Source organism: Anaeromyxobacter sp. SG64, from assembly GCF_022690745.1.
In the GTDB taxonomy this organism is placed as follows: Bacteria; Myxococcota; Myxococcia; order Myxococcales; family Anaeromyxobacteraceae; genus Anaeromyxobacter; species Anaeromyxobacter soli.
In genome coordinates, this window is the sequence record NZ_JALCZB010000003.1 from 93,936 (window position 1) to 109,321 (window position 15,386).

General features: G+C 73.8%; 6 protein-coding genes. 4 read left to right on the forward strand and 2 right to left on the reverse strand.

What is annotated here, in order from left to right:
* The first annotated feature begins 117 nt into the window (after positions 1-117).
* The 3 genes from MNZ29_RS01755 (at position 118) to MNZ29_RS01765 (ending at position 9,562) form a co-directional block, all read left to right on the forward strand.
* Positions 118-6,153: a CxxxxCH/CxxCH domain-containing protein gene (locus MNZ29_RS01755; protein ID WP_242352477.1), complete on the forward strand. Its 6,036-nt coding sequence runs from the start codon at positions 118-120 to the stop codon at positions 6,151-6,153.
* A 74-nt stretch (positions 6,154-6,227) separates the two neighbouring features.
* Positions 6,228-8,252, forward strand: a complete 2,025-nt coding sequence (locus MNZ29_RS01760) for a CxxxxCH/CxxCH domain-containing protein (RefSeq protein WP_242352478.1) — start codon at positions 6,228-6,230, stop codon at positions 8,250-8,252.
* A gap of 242 nt (positions 8,253-8,494) precedes the next feature.
* Positions 8,495-9,562, forward strand: a complete 1,068-nt coding sequence (locus MNZ29_RS01765) for a cytochrome c3 family protein (protein ID WP_242352480.1) — start codon at positions 8,495-8,497, stop codon at positions 9,560-9,562.
* A 193-nt stretch (positions 9,563-9,755) separates the two neighbouring features.
* On the opposite strand, the gene MNZ29_RS01770 is transcribed toward MNZ29_RS01765, so the two are convergent.
* Together MNZ29_RS01770 and MNZ29_RS01775 are read right to left on the reverse strand one after the other, a co-directional pair.
* On the reverse strand, positions 9,756-11,204 hold the full coding sequence (locus MNZ29_RS01770) for a hypothetical protein (protein WP_242352482.1): 1,449 nt from the start codon (positions 11,202-11,204) through the stop codon (positions 9,756-9,758).
* Positions 11,201-11,998: a glycosyltransferase family 2 protein gene (locus MNZ29_RS01775; RefSeq protein ID WP_242352484.1), complete on the reverse strand. Its 798-nt coding sequence runs from the start codon at positions 11,996-11,998 to the stop codon at positions 11,201-11,203. Before MNZ29_RS01775 ends, MNZ29_RS01770 begins: the two co-directional genes overlap by 4 nt.
* 194 nt (positions 11,999-12,192) lie before the next feature.
* On the opposite strand from MNZ29_RS01775, the gene MNZ29_RS01780 reads away from it, so the two are divergent.
* Positions 12,193-15,324: a fused MFS/spermidine synthase gene (locus MNZ29_RS01780; protein ID WP_242352486.1), complete on the forward strand. Its 3,132-nt coding sequence runs from the start codon at positions 12,193-12,195 to the stop codon at positions 15,322-15,324.
* The last annotated feature ends 62 nt before the right edge of the window (positions 15,325-15,386 follow it).

Below are 15,386 nucleotides of genomic sequence, written 5' to 3' on the forward strand. Positions count from 1 at the left end.
TGACCGTGTGACCGCGGTCAACTCTGGGTTCACTCCCGTTCAGTAGGGTCGGCCTTTCCACGTGTGGTCAGTTTCACGACGCCGAGATCTCCCCCGGCGCGTGAGGGAGAGGTCGCCGTGCCCGACACGACCCGACGCACTCGCGCGTCGCGCCCCGCGCTGCGCCAGCCCTCCGGCCGCGCACGCGCGCCTCGTTCGCTCCCGCCGCTCGCGGCGGCCCTCACGCTCCTCCTCTCCGTTGCCTGCGGCGACTCCGGCGCACAGCGCCCCGCGGACCGCGCGGCGCCGCGCGCCCAGTCCGCGGCGCTCGTCGCCGGCGCGGGATCGCCCGCCCACGAGCTCTACGCCTCGAAGGGCTTCAGCTGCGAGGCCTGCCACCCGTGCGGCACCCGCTCGCCGGATGGTCACGGCGTCACCTGGATGGACCAGGCGAGCCCCGAGTTCCACGCCGCCTCTGCCAACCGCGACCTCGCGAGCTGCAAGCCCTGCCACGGGGCAAACCTGGACGGCGTCGGCGGCTCGGTCACGGTGTCCTGCGCGCAGTGCCATGGCGCTTCCTGGAAGACGACCTGCACGCTGTGTCACGGCGGCACGGACGGGACGACCGGCGCGCCGCCGAAGGCGACGTGGGGGAATGCCTCGGACGCGGTCCGCATCGGGACGCACACCTCTCACGTCGCCGCGGCGCACGCGCTCGCGGGCCCGGTGGGCTGCGCGATCTGCCACCCCGTCCCCGCGGATGCGCTCTCCGCGGGCCACGCGGACGCGACCACGGCGACCGTGGCGTTCACCGGCCTCGCCGTGCAGGGCGTGATCCTGACGCCCACGTGGGACCGCGCGCAGGCGACCTGCGCGAACACCTACTGCCACGGCGCGACGCTCGCCGGCGGCGCGAGCCGCACTCCCATCTGGACGGTCACCGACGGCTCGCAGCGCGCGTGCTCGGCGTGCCACGGCGCCCCGCCGCCCCCGCCGCACGTGCAGAACCCCGCCTGCGGCGAGTGCCACAGCGGCTACGGGGCGGCGACGGTGAACGCGGCCCTCCACGTGGACGGCAAGGTCGACGCGACCGTCACCTGCACCTCCTGCCACGGCTCCGCGGCGAACGCGGCCCCGCCGCGCGGCACCCGCGGTGAGACGCTCACCTCGCAGCGCGCGGTGGGCGCGCACCAGATGCACCTCGCCGGCAGCCCCATCGCGAGCCCGATCGCCTGCGCGGAGTGCCACGTCGTCCCCACCGCGACGAGCCACGCCGACGGGCCCGTGCAGCTCGCCTGGGGTCCCCTCGCCTCCGCGCGCGGCGCGGTCCCGGGCTTCGACCCGGTGGCCCTCACCTGCGCCAACTACTGCCATGGCCAGACGCTCGCCGCCGGCGGCGCGAGCACGACGCCGCTCTGGACCAAGGTGGACGGCACGCAGGTCACCTGCGGCAGCTGCCACGGCGCGCCCCCGCCGGCGCCGCACACGCAGAACCCCGCGTGCGAGCTCTGCCACGTCGGCTACACCGCGACGTCGGTCAACCTCGCGACGCACCTCGACGGCGCGCTCGACGTGAAGAGCATGACCTGCACCTCGTGCCACGGCTCGGTGCAGAACGCCGCGCCGCCTTACGGCACGCGCGGAGAGACGGCCACCACGGACCTCGCGGTGGGCGCCCACCAGCAGCACCTCGCCGGCGGGCTCGTCTCGAACCCGATCGCCTGCGGGGAGTGCCACCTCGTGCCGGCGGCGATGGATCACGCCGACGGCGGGGTGGGGCTCGCCTGGGGCGCCCTCGCGGCGAAGAACGGCGCAATCCCGCAGTGGGATCGCACGACCGCGACCTGCTCCTCGACGTACTGTCACGGCCAGTTCGTGGGCGGTAACCCGCTCAACGCACCCTCCTGGACGACGGTGAACGGGACGCAGGCGGCCTGCGGGACCTGCCACGGCGCGCCGCCTCCCGCGCCCCACCCGGCGAACGCGGCCTGCGGGGGCTGCCACCCCGGCTACACGGCGAGCTCCGTCGCCCTCGCGACGCACGTGAACGGCACGGTCGAGGTGGCGCTGTCCTGCAACTCCTGCCACGGCTCCGCGACGAACGCGGCGCCGCCGGCCGGCACCCACGGGGAGACGCTCGAGACGCAGCGGGCGGTCGGCGCGCACCAGAAGCACCTCGCGGGCGGCCCGCTCCGCGGCCCGATGGACTGCGCGGAGTGCCACGTCGTGCCGGCCTCGATGGACCACGCCAACGGCACACCGGAGATCACCTTCGGCACCCTCTCCAGGACCGACGGCGCGGCGGCGATCTGGGACCCGCAGACCCTCACCTGCTCCTCCACCTGGTGCCACGGCGCGCTCCTCCGCGGCGGCGGCACGAACCAGGCGCCGGTCTGGACGGGCGGCACGGCGCAGACGGCCTGCGGCACCTGCCACCTCACGCCTCCGCCCCCGCCGCACCCGCGCACGCAGATCTGCGACAACTGCCACCCGGGCTACACGATCACCAGCGTCGATCTCACGAAGCACGTGAACGGCGTGGTGGAGGCCACGAACCTCACCTGCTCCTCCTGCCACGGCGACAACTCGCGCGTGCTCGTCATGCAGGCGGACCCGCTCGCCATCGCGGCGCCGCCGTACGGCTCGCGCGGCGAGACGCTCTCCACCTCGCGCTCGGTCGGCCAGCACCAGGCGCACGTGAACCGCGGCAACGGGCTCTCCATCCCGAACAAGTGCCGCTACTGCCACGCCGTCCCGACCACGTTCGATCACGCGAACGGGGTCGCGCAGGTCACGTTCGGCAGCCTCGCCACGATGGACGGCGCGACGCCCACCTTCGACGGCCAGACCTGCTCGAACACCTACTGCCACGGCTCGACGCTCGGCCGCGGCGGCACGGACCACAGCCCGAACTGGACGAACCCGGCGCCCGTGACCTGCACGACCTGCCACGGCGCGCCGCCGCCGGCGCCGCACCCGCAGGACTCCGACTGCATCCGCTGCCACCCGGGCTACACCTCGACGAGCGTCCGCAAGGCGACGCACGTGAACGGGGTCTCGGACTTCCCGAGCGGCTGCAACAGCTGCCACGACATCCCGCCGATGACGGGTGAGCACCTCGAGCACCTCCACGAGCGCATCACCTGCGACCGGTGCCACGCGGGCTACACGACGACGAGCGAGAACCCGGTCCTCCACCGGAACGCTCGCCAGGACGTGACGCTCTCCGGCTGGGACCCGGTGCGCCGCACGTGCAACAACATCGGCTGCCACGGGAGCGAGTACTGGGGCCGCACCGGCCAGGCCGCGCGGCAGAGCTGCAACCAGTGCCACGGCGTGCCGCCCGCGTCCGGCGAGCACTTCGAGCACAGCGAGTACGCGTGCAGCCGCTGCCACGGGACCGGCTACTCGACGACGACCACGAACACGGCGACGCACATGAACAGCGTCGCGGACGTGCCGTTCGCGTTCTACGACCGGACCACGCACACCTGCTCGAACACCGGCTGCCACGGCTACCAGCGCTGGGGCACGCCCTCCCCGGTGACGCCGAACTGCGCGAACTGCCACGGCTTCCCGCCGGCGGCGCCGCACCCGCAGGACACGGCCTGCCAGAGCTGCCACCCGAGCATGCTGCCGTCGGGCGTCCTCACGGACACCCACAACAACGGTACGCTCGACATCTCCGGCCAGGGCTGCCAGAGCTGCCACGGCTTCCCCCCGACGGCCACGCGCAAGGGCGGCACGCACCCCGCGGACTCGAACTGCTACGGCTGCCACCCGACCACGGTCAATTCGAGCAACCAGGTGGTGCCGGACGGCACGCACAACGACGGCTACGTCCAGGTGGGCGGCGGCGGCGTGGGCACCTACGGCTGCCAGACCTGCCACGGCGATCAGGCCCGGCAAGCTCCCGCGGGCGCAGACGCGAACGTGAAGTCGGCGCCGCCGTTCGGGACGCGCGGTGAGACCGAGCCGACCACCCGCGCCGTGGGCGCGCACCTCGCCCACGTGAGCCCGGCCGCCGGCACGCTCGCCGGGCCCGCCGCCTGCTCGGAGTGCCACCCGGTGCCCACCGCGATGGATCACGCGAACGGCGCCGTCCTGATCGCCTTCGGCGGGCGCGCGACGCTGAAGGGCGCCGCGCCGGTGTTCGATCCGGTCGCCGTCTCCTGCGCCTCCACCTACTGCCACGGCGCGACGCTCGGGGCGGGCGGCACGAGCCACGCACCCACCTGGACGGGCGGCGCGGCCGAGGCCGCCTGCGGCACCTGCCACGGCGCACCGCCGCCGCTGCCGCACACCCAGAACACGAGCTGCGGCGGCTGCCACGAGGGCTACACCGCGACGAGCGTGAACCTCGCGCAGCACGTGAACGGCACGGTCGAGATCAGCGCCATGGCCTGCAACTCCTGCCACGGCAACGCCTCGAACGCCGCGCCGCCGCAGGGCACGGCGGGCGAGACGGCGACGACGGCGCGCGCGGTCGGCGCGCACCAGCAGCACCTCGCCGGCGGGGCGATCGCGAACCCGGTCGCCTGCGCCGAGTGCCACGTGGTGCCGACGGGCATGAACCACAAGGACGGCGTGGCCCAGCTCGCCTGGGGTCCGCTCGCGTCGGCCGGTGGCGCGGTGACGTCGTTCGACACGACGGCCCTCACCTGCACGAACTACTGCCACGGCGCGACGCTCGCGGCAGGCGGCTCGAACACCACGCCGCTGTGGACTGCGGTGGACGGCACGCAGGCCGCGTGCGGCGCCTGCCACGGCGCGCCGCCGCCCGCGCCGCACAGCTCGAACCCGAGCTGCGGCAACTGCCACACCGGCTACACGGCCACGACCGTGAACCTCGCGACGCACGTGAACGGGACGCTCGACGTGGTCCCGCTCTCCTGCACGTCGTGCCACGGCTCCGCGCAGAACGCGGCTCCGCCGGTGGGCACGGATGGCGAGACTCTCACGACGTCCCTCGCGGTCGGCGCCCACCAGCAGCACCTCGCCGGCGGCGCTTACTCGAACCCGATCGCCTGCTCCGAGTGCCACGTGGTCCCGACGGCGATGAGCCACGCCGACGCCGCGGTGCAGCTCGCCTTCGGCACGCTCGCCAAGACAGGAGGCGCGGCTCCCGCCTGGGATCCGGTCACGGCCACCTGCTCCTCGAGCTACTGCCACGGTCAGTTCGTCGGCGGGGACCTGCTCAACGCGCCGTCCTGGACCACGGTGAACGGAACCGAGGCCGCCTGCGGCACCTGCCACGGCGCGCCGCCGCCGGCGCCGCACAGCGCGAACACCGCGTGCGGGAGCTGCCACGAGGGCTACACGCAGACGAGCGTCAACCTCGCGACGCACGTGAACGGGATCGTCGAGGCGCAGGCCTCGCCGCACGCGCCCGGCTGGGCCGACAAGGCGCAGCACGGCTACCAGGCGAACCTCACCGGCCTCGCGGGCTGCAAGAGCTGCCACGGCGACCTCGGCGCGAGCACCTCGTGCGGCACCTGCCACACGAGCGCCGGCTTCGCGACGTGGGACACGAGCTGCACGTTCTGCCACGGCAGCACGACCACGGGCCGCCAGAACCCGCCGGTGGACATCCAGGGCCGGACCGTCACGACGAACGTGAGCGTGGGCGTCCACGAGGCGCACGCGACGACGACCATCTCCGCGCCGCTCACCTGCGTGCAGTGCCACCCGGCGCGCACCGCGAGCGTCCGGACCGACACCGCCCACGTGGACGGCAACGGGATCGCCGAGGTCGTCCTCGGCACGCTCGCCAAGACGGGCGGCGCGCCGGCGACCTACACACGGACGAGCGCGACGAGCGCGACCTGCGCCTCGACGTACTGCCACGGCCGCTTCTCGGGCGGCGTGAACTCCGGCTCGGGCGCGACCGTGGCGTGGACGAGCACGACGCAGGTCGGCTGCACGTCCTGCCACGGCAACCCGCCGAGCACCGGCCGGCACTCGACGCACCAGAGCAGGAGCGTGCCCTGCACGAACTGCCACAACGCGGTGGTGAACGCGTCGAACGGGTTCGTGGACAAGACGCTCCACGTGAACGGCGCGGACAACGTCAAGCTCGGCGGCACTTACAGCGGCCGTACCGTGACCGGAACCTGGAACGCCTCGACGCGGTCGTGCTCCAGCCTGAGCTGCCACGGGAGCGAGACATGGTGACGTCGATGCCGAGGGTGGACGCGATGCCGAGCCGTGTCGGGAGAGAGCTTCCGGAGCGCCACGAAGGGGCCGCCATGAAGCGCAGGCGTGGGTGGGATGAGTTCCGTTCAGCGCGGGGTCTCGCGCTCGCGGCGGCGGCGCTCGTCGCGCTCGGCGCGTGCGGTCGGGGTGGATCGCCAGCCACGCCCGAGCCTGCGTCGGCGTCGGCGCTCCGCCCGCGCGCGGCCCACGCGTCCGCGCTCTCGTCGGGCACGAGCTGCCCCGAGACGAGCGTCCACGCGCGGCACCTCAACATGTTCGCGTGCGCGACCTGTCACCCGACGGGCGCGACGTTCGGGTTCGAGGTGCCTTACACGTTCCCGGGGGGCACCACGACCGCGGGCGGCACGATCGCGCTGCACACCGCGACGACCGCCACGACCTGCACGGTCGCCTGCCACTTCCCGAAGGGCGGGCCGGCGAAGTCGGTGGCCTGGGACGCGCCCGGCCCGCTCGCCTGCGTCGACTGCCACGCGACGACCTCGCTCCCCGCCGGTCACCCCGCGGTGGCCGCGAACGCGACCCGGACCGACTGCCAGCGCTGCCACACGCTCGGCAACCACCTCGGCGGCACGGTCGCGCTCGTCGCGCACGACACGGCGTGGTCGGACAAGACGAGCCCCGGCTTCCACGCGTTCCAGGCGAACGCCGGGCTCGGCGCGTGCCAGGACTGCCATGGCGCCGACCTCGCCGGCGGGGCCGCGCGCTCGGCGTGCGCGACGTGCCACGACGTCGGGCTGCCCGCCGGCATCGCGAGCTGGAAGGTGAGCTGCGTCATGTGCCACGGCGGGACGGAGACCGCGTCGGGCGCGCCGCCGAAGGCGACGTGGGGGAACGCGGCCGACACCGTCCGGGTGGGCGCCCACACCATCCACGGCGCCGGGAGCGCCATCGCGCCCGCCTACGACTGCGGCGTCTGCCACGTGAAGCCTGCCGACGCGCTCGCGGGCGGCCACGTGGACGGCGGGACGGCGGAGCTGACGTTCAGCGGCGTCGCCACGGCGCGCAACGCGGCGCCGTCCTGGGATCGCGCGACCGCGACCTGCTCCGGCGTCTACTGTCACGGAGGGACGATGGGAGGCGGCACGAAGACCGCGCCCGTCTGGACCCGCGTCGGCCTGGGCGAGGCCGCCTGCGGCACCTGCCACGGGCTGCCGCCTCCGTCGCCGCACCCGACGGTCGCCGCCGATCTCACGCGCTGCGCCTCCTGTCATCCGGACACCATGGACGCGGGCGGCGTCGTCATCGCGCCTTCGGCCGGCGGCAAGCACCTCGACGGCCTCGTGCAGGCGTCGGGCGGCCACCCGGCCGGATGGATGGACACCGCGAGCGCGGGCTTCCACGCGTACTCGGCGAACGCAGGGATAGCCGGGTGCCAGGGCTGCCACGGGACGAACCTCGACGGCGTGGGCGGCTCCGCCACGACGTCCTGCGCGACCTGCCACGGCGCGGGCTGGCGCACGAGCTGCCTCATGTGCCACGGCGGCGTCGCGGACGCGACCGGCGCGCCGCCCTCCGGCACCTGGGGGCACGAGACCGACGCGCTTCGCGTGGGGGCGCACACGGCGCACGTGAGCGCGAACGCCACGGCGGCCGCCTACGCGTGCACGGAGTGTCACGTGAAGCCCGCCGACGCGCTCGACGCGGGTCACATGGACGGCTCCACGGTGACGGTGACCTGGGGCGGGCTGGCGCGGACCGGCGGCGCCGCGCCGAGCTGGGACCGCACGGCCGGCACCTGCGCCGCGACGTACTGTCACGGCAACTACGCCGGCACCTTCACGTACTTCTTCTTCGACGGCTACTACAGCGTGCCTTACGCCGGGAAGCGAGCGGCGCCGCGCTGGAGCGACGGGCCGGCGACATGCGGGTCGTGCCACGGCAACCCACCGCAGACGGGCTCGTGGCACCTGGGTGCCCACGGGGGCGGGAGCAACTGCGACCTGTGTCATGCGGACGCCAACGCGACCGGCACGGCCATCACCAACCCGGCCTTGCACCTGAACGGCGCCGTGGACGTGAATCCGGCGTGGGACGCGTCCTGCTTCAACTGTCATTGAGGCGAGCGCCGCGTGCCGTCCGCCGGGGCGGCACGCGGCGCCAGGCGCCTCGACGGACCCGTCGCGCCGCCGGCTGACGGCAGCGGGCTCGCCAGCCGCGCACGTGAGGTCGCCTCTCTCCCTGCGCGCCGCGGCCCCGTCCCGCGATCGCCGGACGTTCGCGAGGCGCTGCGTTTGAGTACGATCCGGCGCGGCGGCCGCTCTCTCGTCTCGGTCCGCACGTTCGTGTACCTTGCCGCGCCATGCCCAGGGGGCTGCTCGTCATCGCGCTCGCGGCGCTCCTATCGGTCGGCGCCGCCGCGGCGCTCGACGCGCCCACGGACGCCCAGCGGGTCGCGATGCTCGGCGCCGGACCCCGGCTCGTGCCCGAGCTCGCGGAGCAGGCGCTCCCGGCGGCGCCTCAGCAGATCGCGCTGAAGACACGCACCTTCGGGACGGTCACCGTGGACCACCCCGCGCACCTCGCGCGCAGGGCGCACTGCGTGAGCTGCCACGGCGAGGGACCGATCCAGAAGATCGAGTTCACCCCGAAGCTCGCCCACGAGCGCTGCCGGGGCTGCCACAAGGAGCAGCAGGCGGGGCCGCTCACGTGCCGGGGCTGCCACGCCCTACCCCCCGCCGCGGAGAAGCCGCTCGTGGCGCAACCCGCAGTGGACACGCCGGCGGTCGTGGGCGCAAGCGCCAGCTCCGGGACGCCGGCCGGCGCCGCGGCAGGGATGGCCGCGAGCGCTGCACCGGCGAGCTCGCCGACGGCGGCCTCGCGCGGTCCGGCGACCTCGCCGGCGACGATCCGCGTCGCCGCGACGTCGCCGGGACCGACGCGTACGGCGCCGCCCGCGCGGATCGCGGAGGTCGCGAGCGCCGAATCGAGCCCCGTCGACGTGCCTCTCCGGCGCGTGCTCGAGGTCGGCTTCGCCGGCGGTTCGGGGTTCGGACCCGCGGTGCGCCTCCTCTCGCGCCAGGAGCACATGGTCCTGTCGCACAGCTTCGACCGGGTCGGCGGCGGCCAGGCGAGGAGCCTCGGGCTCCTCGGGATCGGGAAGGGCTTTCCCGTTCAGGAAGGCGTCGAGGTGGTCGCCCTCGGGCTCGGCGGGATCGACGTCGTGGAGAGCTCGACGGCGACGCTGCTGCCTGCCGCGGGGGCGCGCATCGGCGTGCTCTGGTCCGTGCGGCACCGGTTCATCGAGACGATCGACTTCTCGCTCACCGGCGTGGCCGACCTGGCGCGCAGCCACGCGCTCGGCCAGGAGGTCGGGGGTGCGACCTTCTTCGCGACGATCGCGGCGGGCGTGCCCCTCGGGCCGCGATAGGCTCGCTAGTCCGGAGGCGCGCGGCGCCGCGTTCACGCAGGACGTGTTCGTCGGTCCACGGCGCACTCGAACAGCGCCACCTCACCAGACGTGACGGTGAAGGTGCCGCTTCCCGTCCCATTCCGTCCCAGCGTCAGGTCGAGGTCCCTTCGCCACGAAGCTCGCGCCGACTGGCTCCAGCACGAGGGCGGAATCAGGGCATTCGCGTCGAGCCGGAGTCACTCCCCGCGCGCAGCGCGACGGCGGCGCAGAGGAGACCGGCGACCAGCCAGTAGTAGTTGCAGAACGCCTGCTTGCTGAAGAGCAAGAACGCCAGCCACGCCGCGGCGCCGGTGAGCACCGCCCGCTCCAGCGACGCGCGTCTCGCCACGCCGAGCGCCAGCACCGCGACCGCGGCCGGGAGCGCGATCCATGGCGAGAGGACCGGCCCTCCCATCCTCACCACGGCCGCGGGCCAGGAGAGCGAGTCCGCGCGGAACGGCTGCTGGAGCTGGAAGGCGACGACCCCCCGGTAGAGCGCCGGCGCATCCCACAGCACGAACGGCAGCATGACGAGCGCCGCGCCGGCGACCGCGGTGGCCGCGCTCTTCCACCGATGCGCCGGAGGCAACGCGAGGAGGATCGGTGCGAGCAGGACGGGCGCGTACTGCTTGCTGCTCAGCGCCAACGCCCCCGCGATCCCCGTGACGATGGGGCCGAGCGGGCCCTCTCCCGAGGCGCCGTCGCGTCGGTACGTGGCGTCGACGACGACGAGCGCCAGCAGCGCCGAGGCCAGCACGATGGGCTCGGTCCACGACTGCTCGAGGACGAAGAAGGTCCTCGGCTGCAAGAGGACGAACACCGCCGCCAGCTCGGCGACACGCGAGCCCCTGCCGAGCCGGCGAATGGCCCAGGCCGAGAACAGCACGAGCGCGAGGTGCGTCCACCGCACGTCGGCGTGGAGCAGCGTCGTGGGAACCGCCACGAGCAGCGTCAGCGGGGGATAGGGATTCCCGAGCACGTACGCCTGGTCCGGGCTCAACACCTCCGGCGAATAGAAGGGGGTGAACGGTCCGTAGATGTTCGGATACGCGACGGCGTACGGGTCCACTCCCTGCATCATCGCGAACGAGCCCATCTGCTGGAAGAACCAGACGTCGATCGGCGGACCGGGCGTGGTGCGGATCACGAAGCCGGCGAGCACGGCCGCGGCGGCGACGAGCAGCGGGAACCGCAACCGCGCCACGAGCGCCGGTGCCCCCGTCCACAGATAGGTGAGCGCCGCCACCCCCGCGACCGCGAGCACCGGCCGGAAGAAGCCGAGCGTGTCGGGAGGGACGAAGATCCCGGGCTGGCGCAGCGCGTCGAACGCGACGCTCGCCAGGACGCCGCCGCAGAGGACGCGAGCGCGCCAGTCCCGCCCCGGAGCTCCGGCTCCGATCGCTCGGTCGCGCCGGCGCTCCATGACCAGGGCTGCGACGCTCGCGAACGCGCTCCCCGTCACGAGGAGCAGCGCGAAGGGATCGAAGTTCCCGTCCGACACGCCGAGCGCGAAGCCGAGGGAGAGCGCCGCGACCGCGACGAGGACGGAGCCGGGGGCCGTCCTGGCGGGTTCGTGCTCGGCCTCGGGCGCTCCGTCCGAAATGGCGACGGAAGACCTCACGCGGCGCCGCCGCGGGACGCCGCAGGGGCCGGCACCACGGCGAGCTTGCGACCCGTGTCCGACAGCCGCGCGGACCTGCGCAGCCCCATCTTCGCGAGGCGGAACTCGATGGCCGTGCCGAGCACGCCGAAGCCGTACTTCACGCTCCTCCGGAAGTTGATGGAGGAGGCTTCCTCGAAGTAGCGCGCCGGACACGAGATCTCGCCGATGTCGAACCCGAACCAGAGCGCCTGCGCCAGGAACTGGTTGTCGAACACGAAGTCGTCGGAGTTCTCCTCCAGCGGCAGCGCCTCGAGGAGCTCGCGCGAGAACGCGCGATAGCCGGTGTGGTACTCGGCGAGCTTGTAGCCGAGCAGCACGTTCTCGAAGAACGTCAGGAAGCGGTTCGCCACGTACTTCCACAGGGGCATGCCGCCGCGCAGCGCTCCGACCCCCAGGATGCGGGAGCCGAGGACGCAGTCGAAGTGCCCGCTCGCCACCATCGCCGCCATCGCCGGGACCAGCGCGGGCGAATACTGGTAGTCGGGGTGGAGCATCACCACGATCTCGGCGCCGCGCGCGAGCGCCTCCGCGTAGCACGTCTTCTGGTTGCCGCCGTACCCGCGGTTCTTCGCGTGCACGACGTGGTGGAGCCCGAGCTCGCGAGCGACGGCCACGGTCTCGTCCGGGCTCGCGTCGTCCACGAGGATGACGTCGTCCACCACCGTGCGATCGAGCTCGTCGACCGTGCGCCGCAACGTCTTCGCGGCGTTGTAGGCCGGCATCACGACGCACACGCGCTTCCCGGAGATCATGCCGCTCCCGTTGGCTCGAAGGGAGCGCATGATACCGCGCACCGCGCCGGGCACGCACGCTCGCCCGCTTCCGAGGGTCGCCCCCGCACGCGCACCTCCAGTGCCGAGCGCGGAACGGCGCGCGCTTCCCGACGGTTGACAAAGACGGGCGCGGAGGCGTTCCTAGGCGTTTCGTTTCGGACAGAGGGACAGGAATGAAGACACGACTCTCCACGGGCGTCGCGGCGGCGTGCTTCTTCGCCTCCGGCGCCGCCGCGCTGCTGTACGAGGTTGTCTGGTTCCGGCTCCTCTCCCTCACGTTCGGCCACACGGTCTTCGCGGTGACGACCGTGCTCGCCGCCTACATGGGCGGCCTCGCCCTCGGCAGCCTGCTCCTCGGGAAGCGCGCGGACGGCTCGCGGAGGCCGCTGCTCGTCTACGGGCTCGCCGAGATCGTCATCGGCCTCTACTGCCTCACCACGCCGCTCCTGTTCGCTGGGGCGGACGCCGCCTACATCGCCGCGCACCGGGTCCTGGAGCCCGGCCCGGTCGGCGCGACGCTGCTCCAGTTCTCGCTCTCCGCCCTGCTGCTCGTGCCCGCCACCGCCGTCATGGGCGCCACGCTGCCGTTCCTGAGCCGGGCAGTGGTCGAGCGGTCCGGCACGACGGGATCCCGGGTCGGCCTCCTCTACGCCGTGAACACGATGGGCGCCGTGCTCGGGGTGGTCGCCACCGGGTTCGGCCTCCTCCCCACCTTCGGCCTGCGCGCGACGGTCTGGATCGGCGTGGCGCTCAACCTGGGCGTCGGGATCGCCGCCTTGCTGCTCGAGCGCACCGGCCGCGGTCGCCCTCCTGTGCCGGCGCCATCCGAGGCGCCATCGAGGTCCGAGGCGCCCCCGGTCGCCGGAGACGAGCCCGCCCCCTCCCGCGTGGCCGCGCGGGTCGCGCTCGCGGCCATCGGGATCTCCGGGGCGGCCTCCATGGCCTACGAGGTCGCCTGGACGCGGGCCCTCTGCCTCGCGGTCGGAAGCTCGACCTATGCGTTCACCGCGATGCTCGCCACCTTCCTCGTCGGGCTCGCCGGCGGCGCGTTCGCCGCCTCGCAGGCGCTCCGGCGGTGGCGTCTCCGGCTCACCGCGTTCGGCGTCCTCGAGTGCGCGGTCGCGGCGCTGGCCGTCGCGACGCTCCCGGTGCTCGGGATGCTGCCGCAGATCGTCCTCCAGATCCTCGGGCGGCTGGGGCTCTCGCACGAGAGCGCCCTCCTCGCGCAGTTCGGCGCGAGCTTCCTCGTCATGATCGTGCCCTCCGCCGCGATCGGCGCGACGTTCCCGCTCGTGCTCGCGGGGCTGACGCGCGGGATCTCGAGCGTGGGAGACGACGTCGGGCGCGTCTACGGCGCGAACACCATCGGGACCATCGTCGGCTCGGTCGGCGCCGGGTTCGTGCTCGTGCCGCAGATCGGGATCCACGGCACGGTGGTGGCCGCCGCGGCCGCGAACCTGGCCGCGGGCCTCGGCCTCCTGCTCGCCCTGGACGCGCGGCCGAGGAGATGGCTGGCCGCGCTCGCGGCCGCCTCGGCGTTCGCGATCGCCGTGTTCGCCGTGCCGCGCTGGGACCGGCTCCTCATGACGAGCGGCGTGTCGATCTACGCCGCCCGCCACCTGGGCAAGGACGCAGGGGCGCAGTCGCCTCGCGAGAAGTCCGCCTCCAAGGAGCTCCTGTTCTATGCCGAGGGGTTGACCACGACCGTCTCGGTCACGCGCACCGGCGAGCACCTGTTCCTCTCGGTGGACGGCAAGACCGACGCGAGCACGAACGGTCTCGACATGAGGACCCAGCTCCTGCTGGGTCACCTCCCCGCGCTGCTCGCGCCCGACGCGAGCCGCGCGCTCGTGATCGGGCTCGGCAGCGGCATCACGGCCGGCGCGCTCGCGCAGTACCCGCTCCGCGCCATCGACGTCGCGGAGCTCGAGCCGGCGGTCGTCGACGCCGCGAGGCTGTTCGCGCGCGAGAATCACGACGTGCTCGGCGATGCGCGGCTCCGGGTGATCGCCGGAGACGGGCGACACATCCTCGCCGCCGCGGCGCAGCCCTACGACCTCATCGTCTCGGAGCCCTCGAACCCGTGGATCGCCGGGGTGGCGAACCTCTTCACCCGCGAGTTCTACCGCGTCGCACGGGAGCACCTCTCGGACGACGGCGTCATGGTGCAGTGGCTCCAGTCGTACGCGATCTTCCCGAGCGAGATCCGCATGGTGGTCCGGACGTTCCGGGAGGTGTTCCCGGACGTCACCGTGTGGCGCGGCGGCGCAGGCGACTACCTGCTCGTGGGCGGGAAGAAGCCGCTCCGGGTCGACCTGGACGCGGCGGCGCGCCGGATCGCCCAATCGCCGGGCGCGCGCGCCGATCTGGCGCGGTACTGGGGCGACCCCGAGGACGTGCTGCAGCAGTTCGTGCTCTCCGAGGACGACACGCGCCGCTTCGCGGAGGGCGCGTCCCTGAACACGGACGACCTCCCGCTGCTCGAGTTCGCCGCGCCGCGCGCGATGTACGCCTCGACCGACGAGGACAACGATCGCTCGCTCCGCTCGTTCCAGCGCGCGACCCTTCCGCCCGTGGTCGGAGCGTCGGCGGCGGCGCGGCTCGACGGCCCGGAGGGACGGCTGCGCGCTGCACGCGCCGCCTGGCTGCGCGGCGATCCCGAGGCCGCCCGGGACCACCTCCAGCAGCTGCAGGCCGCTTCGGAGCCCGGCATCCTCGTCGAGCGCGCGCGCCTGCTCATCGCGCTCGGCAACCCGGATGAAGCGGCCCGGCTCCTCGACGGGGTGCGGACGCGAGACGAGCGGCTCGAGGGCTATCGCTCCACCGCGCGCTACCTCGCCGATCACGCGCTCGGCCGGCGCATCGTGCACGAGGTCGGCCCGTGGCGCCTCGAGACCACCGGTCCTGCCTGGGCGTTTCACCGACTGGGTAATCTTCTGATGACGGTCGCGGTCTCGGAGCGCGCGCCGGAGCTGCTGCCCGTCGCCCTCGAGCAGTTCGAGGCCGCGAGCGCGCTCGAGCCAGGGACCGCGTCCTTCTACGTGGGCGCAGGGAAGGTGCTGCTCGCGATGGGGAGGCGCGGCGTCGCGGAGCCCGTCCTGCGGAGGGCAGCCGAGCTGGAGCCGAAGAGCGCCGACGCCCACTACTTCCTCGGCCTCCTGTACGAGGACGACTCGCCGCCGGACGCCGCCCGGGAGTACGAGGCGGCGGCGCGGCTCGCACCATCCTGGCAAGCGCCCCGCGAACGGCTGATGGCCCTGCGCGCCGACGGCGGCGCGCGTGACTCCGGACGCGCCTCTCCTTGAGGTGACGCGAGGCGCGGAGCGCTGCGGGCGACGGAGCCGGGCGATCGCGGCTCCGGATGCCC

Bases quoted from the DNA above. Each gene is read 5' to 3' on its own strand.
- MNZ29_RS01760 (WP_242352478.1), top strand. From the start codon at position 6,228: ATGAAGCGCAGGCGTGGGTGGGATGAGTTCCGTTCAGCGCGGGGTCTC.
- MNZ29_RS01780 (WP_242352486.1), top strand. From the start codon at position 12,193: ATGAAGACACGACTCTCCACGGGCGTCGCGGCGGCGTGCTTCTTCGCC.
- MNZ29_RS01775 (WP_242352484.1), bottom strand. From the start codon at position 11,998: ATGATCTCCGGGAAGCGCGTGTGCGTCGTGATGCCGGCCTACAACGCC.
- MNZ29_RS01765 (WP_242352480.1), top strand. From the start codon at position 8,495: ATGCCCAGGGGGCTGCTCGTCATCGCGCTCGCGGCGCTCCTATCGGTC.